The organism is Photobacterium sp., assembly GCF_057456235.1.
Map to the genome: position 1 here is coordinate 105,004 of NZ_JBVCPH010000004.1, position 18,794 is coordinate 123,797.

An 18,794-nucleotide genomic window follows, 5' to 3' on the forward strand; every position below is an offset into this window, starting at 1 on the left:
TTTTCTTAATAAGGCTTCTGGGCATACACGTGAATGTAGCGGCCAAGAGACAAATAGGGTTCCTGACGACAAAGCCGTTGCTCCATCTCAAGAACTTGTTCAAAACTGTAATCACCGATCATATGGTTTTGCATATAGTCGTGAAAGGTACGTACGCCCGTTTTGCCTAAAATCGCTAACCCTGATTTTTCCAGGCAACTATACACCTCTTCAGGTTTGATACCTTGTTGTGGCTGTAATTTAAAACGCTTACGGTGAGGCATGCCTTCTTCGATATGCGTCAAATTGCCACAAACAAGATTTTTAAACAGCAAGCCGTTGTAGTTATAAAACATGACTGAGATAATTCCGCCAGGTTTTACTTGCTCAAGTAGCGTCTCAAGCGCAGCCATTGGCTCAGCCAACCATTCCATGACGGCATGAAATAGCACCAGGTCAACAGGGTGTTCAAGATGCTCGCCAATCTGTTGCACCGGACAATGAACCAGACGATATTGCTCAAGCAGATCCTTTTTAGCAATTTCTTGCTCTGCTAATTTCAACATTTCACCAGAAAGATCACATAAAGTAACGTGATGACCTCGCTGGGCAATTTTTTGTGACAATTGGCCAATCCCACCGCCGGCATCCAAGATACGTAACGGTGTGGCTTCATTGAGCACAGTAAGAATCTGCTCTATGTCTTGCCAGACGACTGTCTGGCGGATCTGCCCTTTGGCAGTTCCATAAATGTTTTTCGCAAATTTTTGCGATAAATCATCAAAATTTCGATCTTCAATCACGTCAGCTTTACGTTATGATGGCGACTCTAAAAATGAGGCTTATTTTCTCACAAGCGTTAAAGGAATAAAGGCTTGTGATGCTTTTTCAAGCTCAACTGCTGAAATTTCGGACTACATTGCATGTTTGAACTAAAAAAAATGATATCTGCTTTACTCATGCCCTTACCCGCGATGCTCATTCTCGGGTTCATCGGGCTATTGGTGTTATGGTTTACCCGACGAAAAGGTCTCGCATCATGTTTTATTGCTTTTGCTTTTTTGGGCATCTTCCTCGTCTCCTTCCAGCCGGTTGCAACCAGCCTGCTAAGGCCGCTGGAGCGTGAGCATCACCCATTTGTTCCGTCTTCAACCCCCGTCAACTACGTTATGGTGCTGGGTAGTGGCCATGTTATCGATAAGGCGATGCCGATCACCTCGGAACTTTCCCGCACGGCCTTAATGCGCCTGGCCGAGGGAATACGGATCTATCGTTTATTCCCGGGGTCAAAACTGATCCTGTCGGGCTATGGCGGCGGTACCGGGATAAGTCAGGCTCGAATGATGGCGAAAGCCGCTCTCGCGTTAGGGGTCAACAAAACAGATATTTTACTGCTGGAAACCGCTCGTGATACCTGGGAAGAAGCCTTCCAGGCGGCATCTGTCGTCGGCAGCAAAAAACTGGTGCTTGTCACTTCTGCCAGCCATATGTCGCGAGCATTATACGAGTTTAAACAGGCGGGTTTGAACCCAACCCCAGCACCAACTAATTTCCTGGCAAGCAACAAGATAAAGCAACCTTGGATAAGGTACGCGCCTAAAGCGCAATATCTGGAGCAAACAGAACGTTACTGGCATGAAACCATGGGGCAATGGTGGCAACAGCTACGTAGTATGGCAACGGATACCAAAAAGACAGAATCTCGCAATCACGTCAATGACAACCCGGCAGAAATGTTACTGGGCGATGCAGAAATACAGACGCCTTAGCTCAACCTTTAAAGCAAAAGCTGCCTGCTCTTTCCACGATATAAATAAGAAGGCCATCCAATCGGATGGCCTTTTTGTCTGTCGTTTAACCGAGTAATGCCCTGACTTTTTCAAGGTCTTCCGGCGTATCGACACCTGCTGGCGGTGCATCAATAGCGACATCAACATGGATTTTTTCGCCGTACCAAAGCACACGAAGCTGCTCTAATGCTTCAATTTTTTCCAGTGCGCTTGGCTCCCAATTAATATAGGTGTTAATAAAACCGGCCCGGTACGCATAGATACCAATATGACGCATCAGGTTATGATGAATTTCTTGGGGGCGCTTGGCATAGTTATCACGATCCCAGGGGATCGATGCCCGGCTGAAATACAGCGCGTAGCCATCTTTATCCGTTACAACCTTCACTGCATTTGGGTTAAAGACTTCATCAGGCTGATCTATCTCAACGGCCAGTGTCGCCATTGGCGCACTGTTATTAGCAAGGTTATCAGCCACCTGACGAATGATCGTATCAGGGATCAATGGTTCATCACCTTGCACGTTAACCACGATGTGGTCGTCAGCCAGTTGATACTTCGCGACAACCTCAGCCAAACGCTCGGTACCGGACTCATGGTCGGCCCGGGTCAGACACACTTCGCCACCGAAGCCTTTCACCGCATCAACAATGCGCTGATCATCGGTTGCCACAATAACCTGCTCGGCACCGGCTTTGCTTGCTTGCTCATAAACCCACTGAATCATCGGCTTACCACCAATGTCAGCCAGTGGTTTGCCAGGCAGACGGGTCGACTGATAGCGAGCAGGAATGATAACCGTAAATGACATTATTTAACCTCGTCAGAACTTAGCGTACGGGCTTCTACTTCCAGCAGCACAGGAATGCCGTCCTTAATCGCATAAGCAAGACGATCGAACTTGCAAACCAGTTCACTCTTATCTTTATCGTAGTTCAATTTGCCCTTACACACTGGGCATGCCACGATTTCAAGCAGACGATGATCCATACTCTTCCTTTACCTCAATAATCCGGTTAATAATGGCCTGCGCATCAGATTCTGGCAGCACTGCATCTACAGGTAGATACCACCAATTTGATTGTGCGAAAGTGTGGCATTTCACCGCATCTTTCTCTGTCATTACTAAATGCAGCCCCTGCTGGGCCAATTGGTTTAATGCATTCTCTGAAAATGCCTGATGATCAGCAAAAGGCTGGCAATGAACAGGGTTCACTCCCAGCTCGTTCAATGTATTAAAGAAACGTGGCGGATGGCCAATTCCGGCCATTGCGACAATATCGTCGAGCTCTGTTACGGCGCAACGCGATCCGGTTTTCAGATTAATGAGCTGCGACGGCTTAAGTTGCATCGGCGCTTCGCCAGCCTGAGCCGGTCCACCATTACAAATCAGAAAATCAACGTCGGTTAATCTTGCGCAGGCTTCACGTAGCGGCCCCAACGGGATCAGCTGCTGATTACCAAAGCGGCGCTGACCATCAATGACGACGATTTCAATATCCCGTGCCAGGGCGTAATGCTGCAAACCATCATCAGTAATAATGACATCGACATCATATTCAAGCAGCATTTTGACCGCTTCAGCTCGTTTGGGCGAAACAGCAACAGGGACCCCTGTTCTGCGGCTGATTAATACCGGCTCATCTCCGGCAATGTCAGTTGCGGTCTCTTTATTTACCAAATACGGGTAATACGGTGCTTTTCCGCCATAACCACGGGAAACAACGCCAGGTTTGAAACCCTGAGCCTGTAATTGCTCCACGAGCCAGACAACAACCGGCGTCTTACCATTACCACCGGCGGTAATATTGCCCACCACAACAATGGGCAGTGGCGCGCGATATGATGCTTTCTGACCCGATTGATACTGCATACGGCGTCGCTGACCGATCAAACCAAACAGTTTGCTCAGCGGCCACAATAACGGCCACATCAACACAAATAATAGCAACAACAGCCCGCGAGGCTGACGCTGGAACCAGATTTTTTCAATAAGCGTAGCCATTAATCACCAAATTGAATGCGATGAAGTTGGGCGTAAGCACCATCACGTTCAATCAGTTCGGCATGTGTGCCACGTTCGATAATTTCACCGTCGTCAACCACCAGGATCTGGTCGGCATTTTCAATCGTCGACAGACGGTGGGCAATCACCAATACTGTACGATCTTTTTGCAGCTCATCCAGCGCCGACTGGATGGCACGCTCCGATTCGGTATCGAGAGCAGAAGTTGCCTCATCAAGGATCAGGACCGGTGCGTTACGCAGTAACGCACGTGCAATCGCTAAGCGCTGGCGCTGACCGCCAGAGAGACTGACACCATTTTCACCAATAACGGTATCAAGCCCTTTATCCATATCTTTGATGAAATCCATCGCGTAAGCCAGTTCAGCGGCCTTTTCAATATCAGCGCGGCTATACTTACCACCACTGGCATAGGCAATATTATTAGCGATGGTGTCGTTAAACAGATGAACATTTTGCGAGACAACCGCGACCTGATCACGCAGGTTTGACAGCTTGTAGTCACAGACATTGTGACCATCTAAACAAAGCTCGCCAGAATCAATGTCATAAAAACGGGTCAACAAGTTGGCAATAGTACTTTTACCGGAACCGGAACGCCCGACCAGAGCCAGTGTCTTACCTGCAGGAAGCGAGAAACTGACATTGCGTAATGCCGGTGTATCTTTGGTTGGATAGGTAAAGCTGATATTTTTCGCTTCAATATCACCTTTCGCGCGCTCAACCTGATACTGGCCGTTATCTTTTTCAGCATCCAGATCCATCAGCTCAAACAGGGTCTGACAGGCCGCCATACCGCGCTGGAACTGTGATGTGACGTTAGTAAGGGCTTTTAATGGACGCATTAAGCCAAACATAGCACCGAAAACCACCGCAAAAGTACCTGGCGTTAGCTCTGCCCGCATCGACTCTGAATTCGCTAAGACAAGAACAACAACCAGCGCACACGATGCAATAAGCTGAATGACCGGGTTGGCCGTCGCCTGAGCCGATACCAGCTTCATCGTCTGCTGGCGCATGCGATTGCTTACCGAATCGAAACGTGCACTCTCAACCTGTTGGCCACCATAACTTAATACTACTTTATGGCCCTTCAGCATTTGCTCGGCAGAGGATGTGACTGATCCCATCGCATCTTGCATATTTTTGGAAATTTTACGGAAACGCTTTGATACCACCCGAATGCTGATTGCGACAACAGGCGCAATAACCAGTAAAATAGCGGACAACTGCCAGCTGTTCCAGAACATCAGAGCCATCAAACCGATGATTGAAGCTCCTTCACGTACCATGCTCACTAATGCACTGCTGGTGGCGGCTGCTACTTGCTCTGAATCATAGGTAATGCGAGAGAGAAGTGCACCTGACGATTCTTTATCAAAGAAGCTGACAGGCATTTTCATAAAGTGATTGAACAACTGGCGACGTAAATTCATCACCACATTGCCGGAGACCCAGGAGAGGCAGTAAGTCGAAACAAAACCACTGATACCACGCAGGAACATTAATCCAACTAAATAAAATGGCATCATGGTCAGAAAATCTGACTCTATCTGATCGAAGCCACCAAAACTTTCATCAAGAAGCGGCTTTATCATCGAAAGCATCAGGGTATCACCCAAAGCATTAATGATAAGTGCAACGACCGCAACCGTTAAACCGGTCTTATAAATGCTGATATATGGCCAGAGTCGCTTATATGTATCCAAGGTGGATTTTTCTGTAGATTGCGTCATTAACATCAGTTTTTCTTAAAAACAATTCCGCCTATTCTACTCCTAACCGGCGAATGCACCAAATAAGTTACAGCATCTATGTTTAAGTCGGCTAATTTTCGAACAAGCATTAATCATTTGTATTTAATCGGAATAAAACAGGCGTCGATACCAGGTATCAGAAACATCTTGCCGATATCGCTGAACATCAAGTTCACCGTTATTGATTGTTATTGATACCTGCCCTGTTTCTGCAGTACTTAGCCAGGTTGTTCCTTTTGCTAGAAACCGCTGTTTTACCTCTTCGGATGGCAGCTGCCAGGGATTATGTTTTGCGACGGAAACCAATGCATAATCAGGAGACATACCCGCCAGCCAGGTATCCGTCGAGGACGTCGTACTGCCATGATGGGGAACAAACACAATATCGGGGTTGAGATCTGGCACCTGACGAGCCAGCAACAATTCAGATATTGCATCAATATCCCCGGTAAACAGCACTGTCGTCGGCATTGTTTGGCTAATTGCCTGATCGCTGACTTGGATCACACACGAATGCGGGTTGGCAGCACGCGATACCCTTTTCGGAGGCCAGAGCACGCTAAAGTCTAACCCTTCCCATTGCCACTGAGCGCCTTTTATACAGGAAAGAAAACCCTCTCGATAATCACTGCTTCGCTTCCAACCCGGTTGAAAGCGCTCTATCACTTGCCTTGCACCACCAGCGTGATCGCCATCAGCATGACTTAAAATAAGACCATCAAGCTGATAGACCCCCTTGTGACGCAATACAGGTTCTATGACGGCTGAAGCTATGCTGCCCTGCTCCCACCTTTCACCGGTATCATACAAGACAACCTTACCATTACGTTCGATCAGTATCGCAAGACCGTGCCCGACATCAAGCATCTCTATCTTCCAGTCCGGTACTGATAGTTCTGGCACTCCAGACTGAACAAATAGCTCGGCGCGCCAGGTGATAATAACCAGCATTACCGAAAGATGCAGCCACTTAAATAACCGCCATGGCAGAAACCATAACAGCAGCGATCCGACCATTGCCCCCCAGACATATGGCAACCATTGTGATGATACTGCCCACCAGGTTCCTGCTGATAAATCCGCTAGCCACATCACCGGGTAAAGCGTCAGATCGGCAAGTAGCCACAATAAATCCGACAGCCCCGGCCACCATAGAGTCGAGACAGCAGCTAACACCAGAGGTACCGTTAAGATGCTTACCCAGGGCACCGCAAAAAAATTAATAACCGGGGCAACAAGAGAAACCCCGCCAAACCACTGCCACTGTAGCGGCAGCATAAAAACCAGCAATGCGCATTGCAGCAGGGCCAGCACCTTCACTTTGCTCCACCACAAATCCCGTGTTTGTGCTGCCGATGGCCGAGCCCTCATACCGCTGATATTAGCCAGATATAGAATCATCACTGCTGCAAACGACATCCAAAAACCGGCGGCATACGATCCCAATGGGTTAAGCACTAAGCAACTTGCCAGGGCGATGATAAACACTTGCCAGCCCGCCCAGTGTGCCCGAAACCGGATTAACACCACGACAATGCTACTCATCAGCAAGGCGCGCTGAGTCGGTAAACTAAACCCCGCCAGCCACGCATAACCGAAGGCTGCCCATAAACCGCACCATAGCGGTAACCAAACTAAGTAATCGCGCTCTGGCAACAGCGCTTTCACTTTGCTTCCCAGCCCCCAGCCAAGCAGCATTGCCAGGCCGATATGCAAACCCGAGATAGCCATCAGATGTGCTAATCCACTGTCGCGCAAACGCGACCAATCTTGCTCACCTAAGGCATCCCGGACGCCAAAGCTCAGGGCTATCAGGAATGGCATATGGTGTTTATCCGCCAGTACGACCATTGCCCGATCAAAAACAAGCTGTCTCAGGGTTCGTGAACCATGGGCATGATCGCCGTTACGGACATCAGCCGGTATTAATTTATGGCCTGACTTAACAGTACCCCGGCCATGAAATCCATGCCCGATATAGTACTGCTCAGCATCAAATCCGGCACTGTTTAAACGCCCGTACGGGCGGCGCAATTGCACCTTGAGCTGCCAGGTTTCACCTTGTTTCAAATCAGGTGCTTGCGGCCAGTCAAGACGCACGTGCATAGGGTAGAAAGAGGGGGCGGGTTGCTTATTAAGCGATATAATAATGAAATCTATTTTAGAACTGGGGATCTTTTCATTTAAAAGGCTACTAACCTGGCCAACTATGGTAATATTTCCGCGCTGAATCGGTATTGTTTTTACCGCAGTTGAATAGCTAACTGCTGCCAAACTAGCCAAAAGAGCGCCAAAAGTGGCCCAGATCAACAAACGGGTTCGCGAATAATAAGAAACTATACCACTGATCATTATGGCTGTAACAAACCACAAGGACTCTGGAATAAAGAGCCACCAATGAAGTGATAAAAGCCCCAAAGCAATACCGAAAGCGACTTGATTCATCCCTGTATTGCCTTAGAGGCCATAACGTTTAAAACGGTGAGTTTTAAAACCATTACATTTCAGAACCTTTGTTTTTAATAACATATGTATAACGATGCCAAGACTATTTATTAAACGTTTCTTGCCCAGCCATGAGCTTATCAAGCGCCAGAAAGCGCTGAAGATATTTGGCAATGTACTGTATAACCCCAATTTATGGTGCCTGAACCGCCGCTCGGCATCGGGGGCTTTTGCTGTCGGTCTGTTTATGGCATTTGTTCCCTTGCCCAGTCAGATGATCATGGCTGCAGGGTTGGCCGTTCTTCTTGGTGTAAACCTTCCTTTGTCTGTCGCTTTGGTGTGGATCAGTAACCCAATTACTATGCCCGTACTTTTCTATTGCTCCTATAAAGTCGGGGCCTGGCTGATGAATACGCCCCATCAGCCATTTCACTTTGAACTGTCCTGGGAATTCCTGCTACACCAGATGAGCCAAATTGGTCCTCCATTCCTGTTGGGCTGCTTTGTCAGTAGTATGCTGTTCGCCCTGCTGGGTTACTTTGGTATCCGGGGCTTATGGCGCTATTCTGTCGTTCGAAGCTGGAACAAGCGTAAAACCCGCGATTAGTATAAACACTGGTATAAAACCGTATACAACAAACACTTCAGCCCCGTTATCCTGAAGTGAGAGTGGATTAACGCCAAGACTTTCAACCCTCAACGCACATTCACTATTCTCTTGGCACGACTCACATATTTCCCTTTCACAAAAAACGGAGCCAGAGGCTCCGTTTTAGATTCATTTACTGACACTCGCCGCTATTTGGCACTCAGCACCTGCGCCGGATGCAATGCACTGGCTCGTCTGGCCGGATACCAGGTAGCCAGTAAACTTAAGGCTATGGCCGTCGTGGTGACAATGGCAACATCCTGCATCGCCAGTTCGGTCGGTAAAAAATCGACAAAATAGATATCACCGGATAGAAATTGATGGCCAATCAGGGCTTCTAAACCTTGTATCAGGCGAGTCAGGTTTACCGCGACAAGTGAACCTATCGCCGAACCAATCAGGCTGCCGACGACACCCGATAAGATACCGTGCCAGATAAAAATCGCTTTCACTAAACCATCGCTTGCGCCCATCGTGCGTAAAATGGCGATATCCGGAGCGCGATCTTTCACCGCCATCATCAGAGTCGATACAATATTAAAGCAGGCAACACCAATCACCAGCACCATAACCAGGTACATAATGGTCCGTACCATCTGGATATCACGGTAAAGATAACCAAACTTTTGTGTCCAGCTTTTCAGGTAAACCGTAACCGGTAAGGTAAAGCCCACTTCTTTCACGATATATTGAGCATCCAGCACGTTATCGACATTGATCGAAATGCCTGACACCCCCTCGCCCATCGACAGATATTGCTGGGCATCGGTTAAAGGCACCAGGGCAAAATTATGATCAATCTGCCCCCCCAAGGCCAGCAGCCCTGCGACTTGAAGGCGAATACGATGCGGCGCTTTAAGCTTCAGTGCCGGATCAGAATTCGGGATCATCGCCGTGATCCAATCGCCAACATCGATATCTAATTTATCCGCGACACCCTGACCAACAATGATCTGTTTTTTTCCCGCAGAGAGCTGCTGCCAGGCATTATCTTTCACATATTGAGGCAGCGCGCTGATCTGAATTTCAGATTGCGGATCCACCCCTCGCACTTCCACGGCTTTTAAATTATTACCTTTTTCTAATAAAGCCGTGAACGATATATACGGTGCCGCCCCTGTTACTCTAGGATGCAACCTGACGGTTTCCAGTACCGATTGCCATTCTGCAAAAGGCGGTTGCACCGCTTCCAACTCACCATGAGGAATCACCGCCAGCACCCGATTTTGCAGCTCGCGCTCAAAACCGTTCATCGCAGATAATCCGATAATAATCACCGCAACGCCAACCGCAATGCCCAGGGTGGAAGAAATAGAGATAAACGACACCAGTCGGTTACGTTGTTTGGCACGACTAAAGCGGCTGCCGATATAAAGCGATAACGGTCGGAACATCAGGCTACCTCGACCTGAACTAACTCACCATCTTGCATGTGCATGCAGCGATCAAGCTTAGCGGCTAATTCATTATCATGGGTAACAACCAGAAAAGCCGTCCCCGACTCTTTATTGAGCTTACGCATCAGATCATAAATTTCTAATGCCGTTTTATGGTCCAGGTTACCGGTCGGTTCATCGGCCAGCACCACCGAGGGGTTATTGACTAATGCTCGGGCAAAAGCCACACGCTGGCGCTCCCCGCCACTTAATTCAGAGGGCCGGTGTTCATAACGGTGGCTCAAGCCGACCAAATCAAGAATATCTTTGGCTTTCGCTTCTGCTTTATCTGTTGCAATACCGGCGATCAAGAGAGGCATCGCAACATTTTCCATTGCGGTGAAATCAGACAGCAGATGGTGAAACTGATAAACAAATCCAAGTTCCTGATTACGGATCTTGGCCTGTTTATTGGCATTCATCGCATTCAGCTTCTGGCCTTTGAAAAACACATCCCCCGCGGTCGGTTCATCTAAGGCGCCAAGCAGGTGTAATAAAGTACTTTTGCCGGATCCCGAGGCACCCACAATCGCGACCAGTTCACCGGCATCAATAGCAAAACCGACGCTTTTCAATACTTCGGTTTCGATCTGAGCTTCACGGTATACTTTACGCAAACCATGACAAACTAATAACGAATTACTCATAACGCAATGCCTCAGCAGGACAAACAGATGCCGCTCGATAAGAAGGGAAAATGGTGGCTAATAAACTCAGAAAAATAGCCCCCAGAATAACAATAATGACTTGTACCGGTTCGACGACGACAGGCAATGAGCCTCCGACCATCAGCAATTGCACACCCAATACAGACAGGACGGTATTGAGGTTAAGTGACAATACTGTTCCTAACAGACCGCCACTAAGCGCACCGATAACACCGCTGCTTGCACCCTGAACCATAAACACCGCCAAGATCTGGCGACTCGTCATACCTTGGGTTTTTAAGATGGCGACTTCGGCTTGTTTTTCCATTACCACCATGATCAAAGCAGAGATAATATTAAAAGCAGCAACACCGATAATCAGGCCGAGCATTAAGCCCATCATGTTCTTTTCCATTTTGACCGCCTGAAACAACTCTCCACGCTGCTCACGCCAGTCAGACCATACCCAATCCTCAGGCATCGTCATTTTTGCCAGCTCAGTCACCGCAAAGGGATCATCTAAAAACAATCGCCAGCCTGACATCTGATCCGCTCCAAACCGGAGGAGTTTTCCGGCATCGGTAATATTGGTCAGGATCAGTTGCTTATCGACATCGGAACCAGTGTTAAATATCCCTTCCACGACAAAATTTCGCTGGCTGGGAATCCGCCCTAATGGCGTGTACTGACTGGCACTGGTTACCATCAGGCGAACCTTGTCACCGACCTTGGCTCCTAATTGAACGGCTAATGCCTTACCGATCACGACGCGGTAGCTGCCTGGTGTCAAGTTCTCTAACTTGCCCCGTGTCATATGAAATGCGACAGGCTCATAAAATTCCGGGTCAATCCCGATCAGATTACCTGCGGCTAATGATGAGGCACTTTGCAACACGGCCTCACCTCGGGTGATCGGCGTAACGCGTGTCACATGAGGTAATTGTTCCAGTGACGGCGGAGGCGTACTCGAAATAATCATGCGGCGATCGGTTGACGAGTCAGCTGGAGAAATAGGTTGAGAGATCACTGCCTGCGGCAACACCCCCAAGATGCGCTGCTTCAATTGCTGTTCGAAACCATTCATGACAGACAGTACGGTTACCAACGCTAATACGCCAATAGTAATGCCTGCCGTTGACATATAAGAGACAAAACGGCTGAAACGATCACCGGAACGACCGCGCAGATAACGCAGGCCGATAAAAAAAGATACTGGATGAAACATAGAATTGAGAAATCGTCCTTATGGGGATTAAAGCAAGAATACCTGTTGCAAACAGTGATTACCATTCAGTGGCGCAAAAGTAATGCAAAAACAGTGAGTAAAATCTGTCCGGTCAGTTCCGTTTACTTGCTCGAATGCGATACCTAAGTGATAATCGAAGAATAGTTAATTAATCATGAGTGTGACATGAATCAGGATGAGTATTTTTCAGTCAATACCGGGCTAACCATCAATGTCGAGCCACTCGACAGTGACGCACGTTTACCCGATGAACTTGAGTTTATTAAAGAAATTCCGCCTCTGTTTCGTGTCGCCAGTGAGTGCAGCAGCCTGGAAGAGAGCGCCGATCGCTCTCTCGCGGGATTTGGCAAAGATGAGAGTAAAGCCTTATTAGCGCATCTCGCTACACAAAACAGTAAAATCAACTTACTACTCTCTTTTGTTTTATCGCAGCAGGATGATCCTGCGCTTCGGTATATCACCGAAACTTTTGGGGCCAGTAAACTCACCTTCATCTCAGAAACGCCTTTTATTGGCGGCAACTCAGTTCGCGTTAAGCTATTTTTAGACCATCCTCCCGCAGCAATCTACTGCTATGCCGAGGTGAGCAACTGTGAAGCCAGAGATGACAAGTTTGAAGTGACGCTACGCTACAATCGATTACAGGAAGACGATCGGGATCTGCTGATCCGTGCTGCACTCAATATTCAACAAAAACTTCTGCGCCAACGCGCCCAACAGCGAACAGATGCATAATTAAGTCTCATGAAATCACTATCTATACTCTCTCTTCCCTTTCCGAGTAAAAAAGGGGATAAACGTTTCATTGGTAACTTATCAGGTGCCGCCCTGGCCCTGTCTGTCGCAGAACTGGCGCATACGCACCAGGGACCGGTACTGGTTGTTGTTCCTGACACTCAAACCGCACTGCGCCTGCAGCCAGAAGTCAGTCAGTTTACCGATATCGAAGTAAGTGTGTTCCCCGATTGGGAAACCTTGCCCTACGATAGTTTTTCACCGCATCAGGATATTATTTCTGACCGTTTGGCACGTCTTTATAAGCTACCGATTCAGCAAACGGGCATTATTCTGGTTCCTATCAGTACCTTATTGCAACGCTTGACGCCACGTGAATTTATTCACCAGCATGCCTTAATGGTCAGCAATGGTGACCGCCTGTCCCTTGATAAACTTCGCCTGCAGCTTGAAGCATCCGGCTACCGCCACGTCGATCAAGTAATGGAGCACGGTGAGTATGCGAGCCGGGGCTCATTGCTCGATCTGTTCCCAATGGGCAGCAATCACCCCTTCCGGATCGACTTTTTTGATGATGAAGTCGATTCTATTCGTCAGTTCGATCCGGAAAACCAGCGTTCAATTGGCGAAATCGACAATATTAACCTGCTGCCGGCACATGAATTTCCAACCAATGACATTGCCGTCGAGAGCTTCCGTATGCGCTGGCGTGAGCGCTTTGAAGCACGACGTGAACCCGAGTCGATTTATCAGCAAGTCAGTAAACGAACCTGGCCGGCGGGTATCGAATACTGGCAACCGCTGTTTTTTGACCAGACAGAGACCCTGTTTGATTACTTGCCGGAACCCACGCTGCTCGTCACGTTAGGCGATCTGGAAACATCGGTTGATCATTTCCTCGCGGATGCAGAATACCGCTATGATCAGCGCCGTATTGATCCGCTACGCCCACTATTAGCCCCCCCTGAATTGTGGTTAACCAAAGACGAAATGTTCATCGGCTTTAAGGGGTTGCCTCAGGTACGTATTCGCCAGGACAAAGAACCGGAAAAAGCCGGCCGTTATAACCCGAGCCTGAACCCCGTTCCCGCACTGACTATTAACCACCAGCTGAAAGAGCCTCTGGCAGAGCTGCGGCGCTTCTCTGAACAGTTTGATGGCAAGATTATTTTCTCGGTCGCTTCTGAAGGCCGGCGCGAAGCCTTACTTGATCTGCTGGCGCGCATTAAACTGCGCCCGATAGTATCCACCAGCCTGGAAGATGCCATTAATGCGCCCTCCAAGTTTGCCTTGGTGATCGGTGCGGCAGAACAAGGGTTCATTCTTGGTTCGCCGTCACTGGCCTTTATCTGCGAAAGCGATCTGCTTGGCGAACGGGTAATCCAGCGCCGACGCCGGGAAGAGAAAAAGAGCGTCAATGCCGATATTATTATTCGCAACCTGGCAGAGTTGCAGATCGGGCAGCCCGTCGTCCATATTGACCATGGTATTGGCCGCTATCAGGGTCTACAGACACTGGAAGCGGGTGGCATAAAAACGGAGTACGTCACTCTGGAATATCAGGGCGGCGCAAAGCTTTATGTGCCAGTTGCATCACTGCATTTGATCAGCCGGTACTCTGGTGGCTCCGACGACAGTGCGCCGATCCATAAACTAGGCGGTGAAGCCTGGATCAAAGCACGTAAGAAAGCGGCGGAAAAAGTCCGTGATGTGGCAGCAGAACTGTTAGATGTTTATGCTAAACGGGAACTGAAACCTGGCTTTAAATTCAAGCTTAACCGCGAAAGCTATGCCGATTTCAGCACCGGCTTCCCATTTGAAGAAACCCATGATCAGGCTCTGGCGATCAACGCCGTGCTGTCGGATATGTGTCAGGCTAAAGCGATGGACCGTCTGGTCTGTGGGGATGTTGGTTTTGGTAAAACAGAAGTGGCCATGCGTGCGGCTTTTGTTGCAATCGACAACAACAAGCAGGTGACCGTGTTAGTTCCAACCACTCTGCTGGCCCAGCAACATTTTGAAAATTTCCGCGACCGTTTTGCCAATACTCCGGTTCGTGTCGAAGTACTTTCGCGTTTCAAAACAGCGAAAGAGCAGAAGCAAATTCTGGCGGATGTGGCCGAAGGCAAGATCGACATCCTAATTGGTACTCATAAACTGCTGAATTCATCGGTTCACTATTACGATCTAGGCCTGTTAATCGTCGATGAAGAGCACCGTTTTGGGGTCCGCCAGAAGGAGAAAATCAAGGCCATTCGTGCCGATATCGATATTCTGACCTTAACGGCAACCCCGATCCCTCGTACCCTGAATATGGCAATGAGCGGCATGCGTGATTTATCTATCATCGCAACACCGCCAGCACGCCGCTTAGCCATTAAAACCTTTGTCAGGGAAACTGAAGATGCCATTGTGCGTGAGGCAGTACTGCGTGAAATCATGCGTGGTGGTCAGGTTTACTTCCTCCACAACGAAGTTGATACGATAGAAAAAACGACTGAAGAACTTGCAAAGCTGATTCCCGAAGCGCGAGTTACCTTTGCCCATGGCCAGATGCGCGAACGCGAACTGGAAAGGATCATGGGTGACTTCTACCATCAGCGTTTCAACTTGCTGGTGTGCACCACCATCATAGAAACCGGTATCGATGTTCCGACGGCCAATACCATTATTATCAACCGCGCTGATCACCTTGGTTTAGCCCAGTTACACCAGCTTCGAGGACGTGTAGGCCGCTCGCACCACCAGGCATACGCCTATTTGCTGACACCGCACCCGAAACGGATGACCAAAGATGCAGTGAAACGACTGGAAGCCATTGCCTCGCTGGAAGATTTGGGAGCCGGCTTTACTCTTGCCACCCACGACCTAGAAATTCGTGGGGCCGGAGAGTTACTGGGTGATGAACAGAGTGGTCAGATCCAATCGGTCGGCTTTACCCTGTTCATGGAAATGCTGGAACAGGCTGTCGAAGCCCTCAAAGAAGGTAAGGAACCTTCGCTCGATGATCTACTGCGCGAGCAGACAGAAGTCGAACTGCGGCTACCAGCGTTGTTACCAGATGACTATATCCCGGATATCAACACCCGCTTATCGCTTTATAAACGTATCGCCAGTGCCGATAACGAAAACGGCTTGAATGAACTGAAAGTCGAGTTGATCGACCGCTTTGGTTTGCTGCCGGATGCAACGACCAATCTGCTCACTATTAATAAGATCAAGCTGAAAGCAGCAGGAATTGGCGTGCGCCGCATTGAAGCCGGTGAGAAAGGCGGCTACTTTGAATTTAGCCATAATGCCTCAATCAATCCGGGGTTCTTAGTCAATCTGTTACAATCACAGCCCCAGCATTATCGCATGGAAGGGCCGACTAAACTCAAGATCATGGCTCCTATGGCTGAGCGTAAAGGCCGAATTAAATTTGTTGACGGACTTTTAACAAAGCTGTCAGAAAACACTTTATAATCAATAGTAATTGCATTAAGTAACCAGAAGTTTGGTTGCTTAATCTCAGATTGGTATATTGCACAACAGTGCGGAGTATTATCTTGAAAAAACTGGTTTATATACTGCTTTTAGTCGTGAGCTGGCCGACATTTGCAGCAAGAGAGTTCGATGTCGAAATCATTCTGTTTAAGCGTAATATCAATCCGGATCAAGTCAGTGAATCCTGGCCGGATCAGCTAAAACCTCTTGATATGCGCGGAACGATGATGTTTGGCAATAGTGACGCTCTGGCAACAAAAGGGGTTAGCTTGCTCCCTCCGGATCAGTATCAGCTGACCAATCAATATCAAAAACTGCAGAATCACGCCGGCTTTACCCCGCTGGCACATGTGGCATGGCGCCAGGGCGATGAGGGCAAAGGGGCCGCACCTAAGTTTCATCTGGTTTCAGGTAAAGATTTTTCTGACCGTTATTTAGCTGACGGAACATCGAAAGCTGAATTACGCCGCCGTCAGCTATCAGCGCCGGACAGCACTCATGATGCTAAGCTGGGATCTGATATTGTGATTACAATCGGTCAGGAGGCTGAGGATACTGATTTCGACGCCGATGCTGCCGGCAGTAAAGCGCCACTGTATCAGCTCGAAGGCAGCATTCAGGTCTATGTCCAGCATTACCTCTTTGCTGATGTCAATCTGGATCTGCGTGAGCCCGGTCGTCGTGAAGTGATCGTGGGAACAGAACCACTTGAAAGCGATAGTATCGAAACTGAAACAGAAGCAGAAACTGAAAGTAACGTGCAGGTTGGCCACCTGCAGGAAGTAAAGAAAAAAGTAGAAGTGGAAGAATTTCTTAAATCTTACCGCTTATCTCAACAACAGCGTATGCGCAGCGGCGAAACCCACTATCTGGATCACCCGCTGATGGGGATGATCATCCAGGTACGTCGTGTCGGCGAATAGTGTCCCTACAGCTACTGGCCCTCGCAATTGCGAGGGTTTTTATTATAACTAAAACTAACATTTGAGTTTCATTTCCAAGCCAGAATAAACAGAATGAAATAGCAGAAATGAAAGCGTGATTTCATTCCACATCTCAGATCAAATCTGTAATATCCCTTACCCTCAACAGCTCCCACATGCCAGCATGGTCACATTATTACTGAAACCATAAAGAGTTAGTCAATAGTGTTGTTTAATAGAATATGCCCGGCTTGTGCTGTCTCGACACAGTTCATTCAAATACATCGAACTTTTTTCGAAAGGTACATCACAAAAAAACAATGGTCAAAATACCAATGTTGTCATTGCCAATCAGAGATTTTTGCTCATCGCTTTAAGCCCGGGATGATGACGCTGAGCCAATCTGCCATTATCCCAACGAAATAAAAACTTTATTCACATTGTGAGAAGTCTGTTTCTTCATATTACATGAAAAAGCAGCTATTTTACTCTAACCTCAATGCTGATGTACTCTGAGCTTTATGAAACTGGATTTCTCTCTGACGGCCCCCCGCCTAGTACTTAGACCCTATAAACCCGTAGATCTGCAGGAACATTTTGCAGCGGTTAAAGAATCAGCCGAACAGCTCTCTCCTTGGTTGGAATGGTGCTACCCAGACTTTACCTTGCATGATGCCAATGAGTGGATCACATTCAGCCGGCTTAGCTGGCAGACAGATATAAGCTATGAGTTCGCCCTCTTCAGCCGCCATGACGATACCTTTATCGGCAGCGTAACGCTCAGTGCGCTGTTACCGATGTGTAATAGTGCTAACTTGGGGTACTGGATCCGCTCGTCTTGCCATCAACAGGGACTCGCCAGGGAAGCAACTATCGCTGTCGCCAACTTTGCTTTTCAGGAGCTGGCGCTGACGCGGCTTGAGATCGTGACTCATACCGGCAATATTGCCAGCCAGAGAACCGCCCTTGCCTGCCATGCAAAATTTGAATGCGAGGCAAGGAACCGTATTTTCGCCCATGGCCAGGCCTCTAATGGGCTGGTTTATTCTTTGATTCCAGAAGATCTTATGAAGCGCTAAAATATGCTACAGTAAACGTGTTTAATTTCTACTACTCAGGGACTTACCGTGTTTAAAATTATTGTCGCCGTCGCCATTATTGGTTTAGTCATTCTCTTCATGCAATATTCGAAAAACAATAATCAGGCCGCTGCTGAAAACATCAAAATCGGCCAGGAATTTCTTGAAGAAAATAAGCAGGCTGAAGGGGTCAAGACGACCGCATCAGGTCTGCAGTATTTAGTATTACAGGAAGGTACCGGTACCGAACACCCGAAAGCGTCCGATAAAGTCACGGTGCATTACCACGGTACGCTGATTGACGGAACGGTTTTCGACAGCTCGGTAGAGCGAGGGGAGACGATTGCTTTCGGTCTGAACCAGGTGATCAAGGGCTGGACCGAAGGGCTGCAGCTCATGGTCGAAGGTGAAAAAACACGCTTGTTTATTCCGGCAGAGCTGGCGTATGGCAACCGGGCAACTGGCGGTATTCCAGCAGGTTCAGTATTGATTTTTGATGTTGAGTTAATCGGCATTAATTAGTCAAAAGACCAGAGCTAGTTTCTGGCATTGTATATAAAAAACCGCCAGTTTATGGCGGTTTTTTTATTAAGCTT

17 protein-coding genes are annotated in these 18,794 nt (G+C 48.2%); 8 read left to right on the top strand and 9 right to left on the bottom strand.

Annotated features, from left to right (window positions below; translation table 11 throughout):
• Positions 1–5: 5 nt before the first annotated feature.
• Positions 6–782: a tRNA uridine 5-oxyacetic acid(34) methyltransferase CmoM gene (gene cmoM / locus AC2204_RS06335; RefSeq protein ID WP_318924644.1), complete on the bottom strand. Its 777-nt coding sequence runs from the start codon at positions 780–782 to the stop codon at positions 6–8.
• Between the two features lie 120 nt (positions 783–902).
• On the opposite strand from cmoM, the gene elyC reads away from it, so the two are divergent.
• Entirely contained in the window at positions 903–1,748 is an 846-nt protein-coding gene (gene elyC, locus AC2204_RS06340; RefSeq protein ID WP_318924645.1) for an envelope biogenesis factor ElyC, read from the top strand.
• An 85-nt stretch (positions 1,749–1,833) separates the two neighbouring features.
• Here the strand turns inward: elyC and kdsB are convergent, their stop codons facing one another.
• The 5 genes from kdsB to AC2204_RS06365 form a co-directional block, all read right to left on the bottom strand.
• On the bottom strand, positions 1,834–2,580 hold the full coding sequence (kdsB, locus tag AC2204_RS06345) for a 3-deoxy-manno-octulosonate cytidylyltransferase (protein ID WP_318924647.1): 747 nt from the start codon (positions 2,578–2,580) through the stop codon (positions 1,834–1,836).
• Positions 2,580–2,759: a Trm112 family protein gene (locus AC2204_RS06350; RefSeq protein ID WP_107281432.1), complete on the bottom strand. Its 180-nt coding sequence runs from the start codon at positions 2,757–2,759 to the stop codon at positions 2,580–2,582. Before AC2204_RS06350 ends, kdsB begins: the two co-directional genes overlap by 1 nt.
• Entirely contained in the window at positions 2,740–3,774 is a 1,035-nt protein-coding gene (gene lpxK / locus AC2204_RS06355) for a tetraacyldisaccharide 4'-kinase (RefSeq protein WP_318924648.1), read from the bottom strand. Before lpxK ends, AC2204_RS06350 begins: the two co-directional genes overlap by 20 nt.
• Positions 3,774–5,531 (bottom strand): lipid A ABC transporter ATP-binding protein/permease MsbA, encoded by a 1,758-nt coding sequence (gene msbA, locus AC2204_RS06360; RefSeq protein ID WP_318924649.1) that lies wholly within the window; start codon positions 5,529–5,531, stop codon positions 3,774–3,776. The genes lpxK and msbA overlap by 1 nt, the downstream gene beginning before the upstream one ends.
• Positions 5,532–5,654: 123 nt before the next feature.
• Entirely contained in the window at positions 5,655–7,997 is a 2,343-nt protein-coding gene (locus AC2204_RS06365) for a DNA internalization-related competence protein ComEC/Rec2 (protein ID WP_318924650.1), read from the bottom strand.
• Between the two features lie 94 nt (positions 7,998–8,091).
• On the opposite strand from AC2204_RS06365, the gene AC2204_RS06370 reads away from it, so the two are divergent.
• Positions 8,092–8,604, top strand: coding sequence for a DUF2062 domain-containing protein (locus AC2204_RS06370; RefSeq protein ID WP_318924652.1), 513 nt, complete (start codon positions 8,092–8,094; stop codon positions 8,602–8,604).
• Positions 8,605–8,795: 191 nt separating this feature from the next.
• Here AC2204_RS06370 and lolE read toward each other — a convergent pair whose 3' ends face one another.
• Genes lolE through lolC form a run of 3 tightly spaced genes read right to left on the bottom strand, consistent with a single transcriptional unit; the run spans position 8,796 to position 11,954 of the window.
• The gene (gene lolE / locus AC2204_RS06375) at positions 8,796–10,040 is read right to left on the bottom strand and encodes a lipoprotein-releasing ABC transporter permease subunit LolE (protein WP_318924653.1); all 1,245 of its coding nucleotides are present in this window, start codon (positions 10,038–10,040) and stop codon (positions 8,796–8,798) included.
• On the bottom strand, positions 10,040–10,729 hold the full coding sequence (lolD, locus tag AC2204_RS06380) for a lipoprotein-releasing ABC transporter ATP-binding protein LolD (RefSeq protein ID WP_318924654.1): 690 nt from the start codon (positions 10,727–10,729) through the stop codon (positions 10,040–10,042). Before lolD ends, lolE begins: the two co-directional genes overlap by 1 nt.
• A complete protein-coding gene (gene lolC, locus AC2204_RS06385) occupies positions 10,722–11,954 on the bottom strand; it encodes a lipoprotein-releasing ABC transporter permease subunit LolC (protein ID WP_318924655.1) in 1,233 nt (410 codons plus the stop codon). Before lolC ends, lolD begins: the two co-directional genes overlap by 8 nt.
• Between lolC and AC2204_RS06390 the strand changes: the two genes are divergently transcribed.
• From AC2204_RS06390 to bamJ, 6 genes are all read left to right on the top strand, one after another.
• Positions 11,946–12,101 carry a hypothetical protein gene (locus AC2204_RS06390; protein ID WP_318924656.1) on the top strand — a complete coding sequence of 52 codons (156 nt, stop codon included), beginning with the start codon at positions 11,946–11,948 and terminating at the stop codon, positions 12,099–12,101. The two genes, lolC and AC2204_RS06390, sit on opposite strands and share 9 nt — an antisense overlap.
• Positions 12,102–12,140: 39 nt before the next feature.
• Entirely contained in the window at positions 12,141–12,710 is a 570-nt protein-coding gene (locus AC2204_RS06395; protein WP_318924657.1) for a PilZ domain-containing protein, read from the top strand.
• 9 nt (positions 12,711–12,719) lie between these two features.
• The gene (gene mfd, locus AC2204_RS06400) at positions 12,720–16,175 is read left to right on the top strand and encodes a transcription-repair coupling factor (protein ID WP_318924658.1); all 3,456 of its coding nucleotides are present in this window, start codon (positions 12,720–12,722) and stop codon (positions 16,173–16,175) included.
• A gap of 83 nt (positions 16,176–16,258) precedes the next feature.
• Positions 16,259–17,119, top strand: a complete 861-nt coding sequence (locus AC2204_RS06405; protein WP_318924659.1) for a peptidoglycan binding protein CsiV — start codon at positions 16,259–16,261, stop codon at positions 17,117–17,119.
• A 521-nt stretch (positions 17,120–17,640) separates the two neighbouring features.
• A complete protein-coding gene (locus tag AC2204_RS06410) occupies positions 17,641–18,198 on the top strand; it encodes a GNAT family N-acetyltransferase (RefSeq protein WP_318924660.1) in 558 nt (185 codons plus the stop codon).
• Positions 18,199–18,297: 99 nt separating this feature from the next.
• Positions 18,298–18,720: a BamJ family beta-barrel-assembly machinery protein gene (gene bamJ / locus AC2204_RS06415; RefSeq protein ID WP_413466684.1), complete on the top strand. Its 423-nt coding sequence runs from the start codon at positions 18,298–18,300 to the stop codon at positions 18,718–18,720.
• The last annotated feature ends 74 nt before the right edge of the window (positions 18,721–18,794 follow it).

What these genes read in the sequence shown, in the direction of transcription:
- elyC (WP_318924645.1), top strand. Translation starts at nt 903, where the DNA reads ATGTTTGAACTAAAAAAAATGATATCTGCTTTACTCATGCCCTTACCC.
- kdsB (WP_318924647.1), bottom strand. Translation starts at nt 2,580, where the DNA reads ATGTCATTTACGGTTATCATTCCTGCTCGCTATCAGTCGACCCGTCTG.
- AC2204_RS06350 (WP_107281432.1), bottom strand. Translation starts at nt 2,759, where the DNA reads ATGGATCATCGTCTGCTTGAAATCGTGGCATGCCCAGTGTGTAAGGGC.
- lpxK (WP_318924648.1), bottom strand. Translation starts at nt 3,774, where the DNA reads ATGGCTACGCTTATTGAAAAAATCTGGTTCCAGCGTCAGCCTCGCGGG.
- msbA (WP_318924649.1), bottom strand. Translation starts at nt 5,531, where the DNA reads ATGACGCAATCTACAGAAAAATCCACCTTGGATACATATAAGCGACTC.
- AC2204_RS06365 (WP_318924650.1), bottom strand. Translation starts at nt 7,997, where the DNA reads ATGAATCAAGTCGCTTTCGGTATTGCTTTGGGGCTTTTATCACTTCAT.
- AC2204_RS06370 (WP_318924652.1), top strand. Translation starts at nt 8,092, where the DNA reads ATGCCAAGACTATTTATTAAACGTTTCTTGCCCAGCCATGAGCTTATC.
- lolE (WP_318924653.1), bottom strand. Translation starts at nt 10,040, where the DNA reads ATGTTCCGACCGTTATCGCTTTATATCGGCAGCCGCTTTAGTCGTGCC.
- lolD (WP_318924654.1), bottom strand. Translation starts at nt 10,729, where the DNA reads ATGAGTAATTCGTTATTAGTTTGTCATGGTTTGCGTAAAGTATACCGT.
- AC2204_RS06390 (WP_318924656.1), top strand. Translation starts at nt 11,946, where the DNA reads ATGAAACATAGAATTGAGAAATCGTCCTTATGGGGATTAAAGCAAGAA.
- lolC (WP_318924655.1), bottom strand. Translation starts at nt 11,954, where the DNA reads ATGTTTCATCCAGTATCTTTTTTTATCGGCCTGCGTTATCTGCGCGGT.
- AC2204_RS06395 (WP_318924657.1), top strand. Translation starts at nt 12,141, where the DNA reads ATGAATCAGGATGAGTATTTTTCAGTCAATACCGGGCTAACCATCAAT.
- mfd (WP_318924658.1), top strand. Translation starts at nt 12,720, where the DNA reads ATGAAATCACTATCTATACTCTCTCTTCCCTTTCCGAGTAAAAAAGGG.
- AC2204_RS06410 (WP_318924660.1), top strand. Translation starts at nt 17,641, where the DNA reads ATGAAACTGGATTTCTCTCTGACGGCCCCCCGCCTAGTACTTAGACCC.
- bamJ (WP_413466684.1), top strand. Translation starts at nt 18,298, where the DNA reads ATGCAATATTCGAAAAACAATAATCAGGCCGCTGCTGAAAACATCAAA.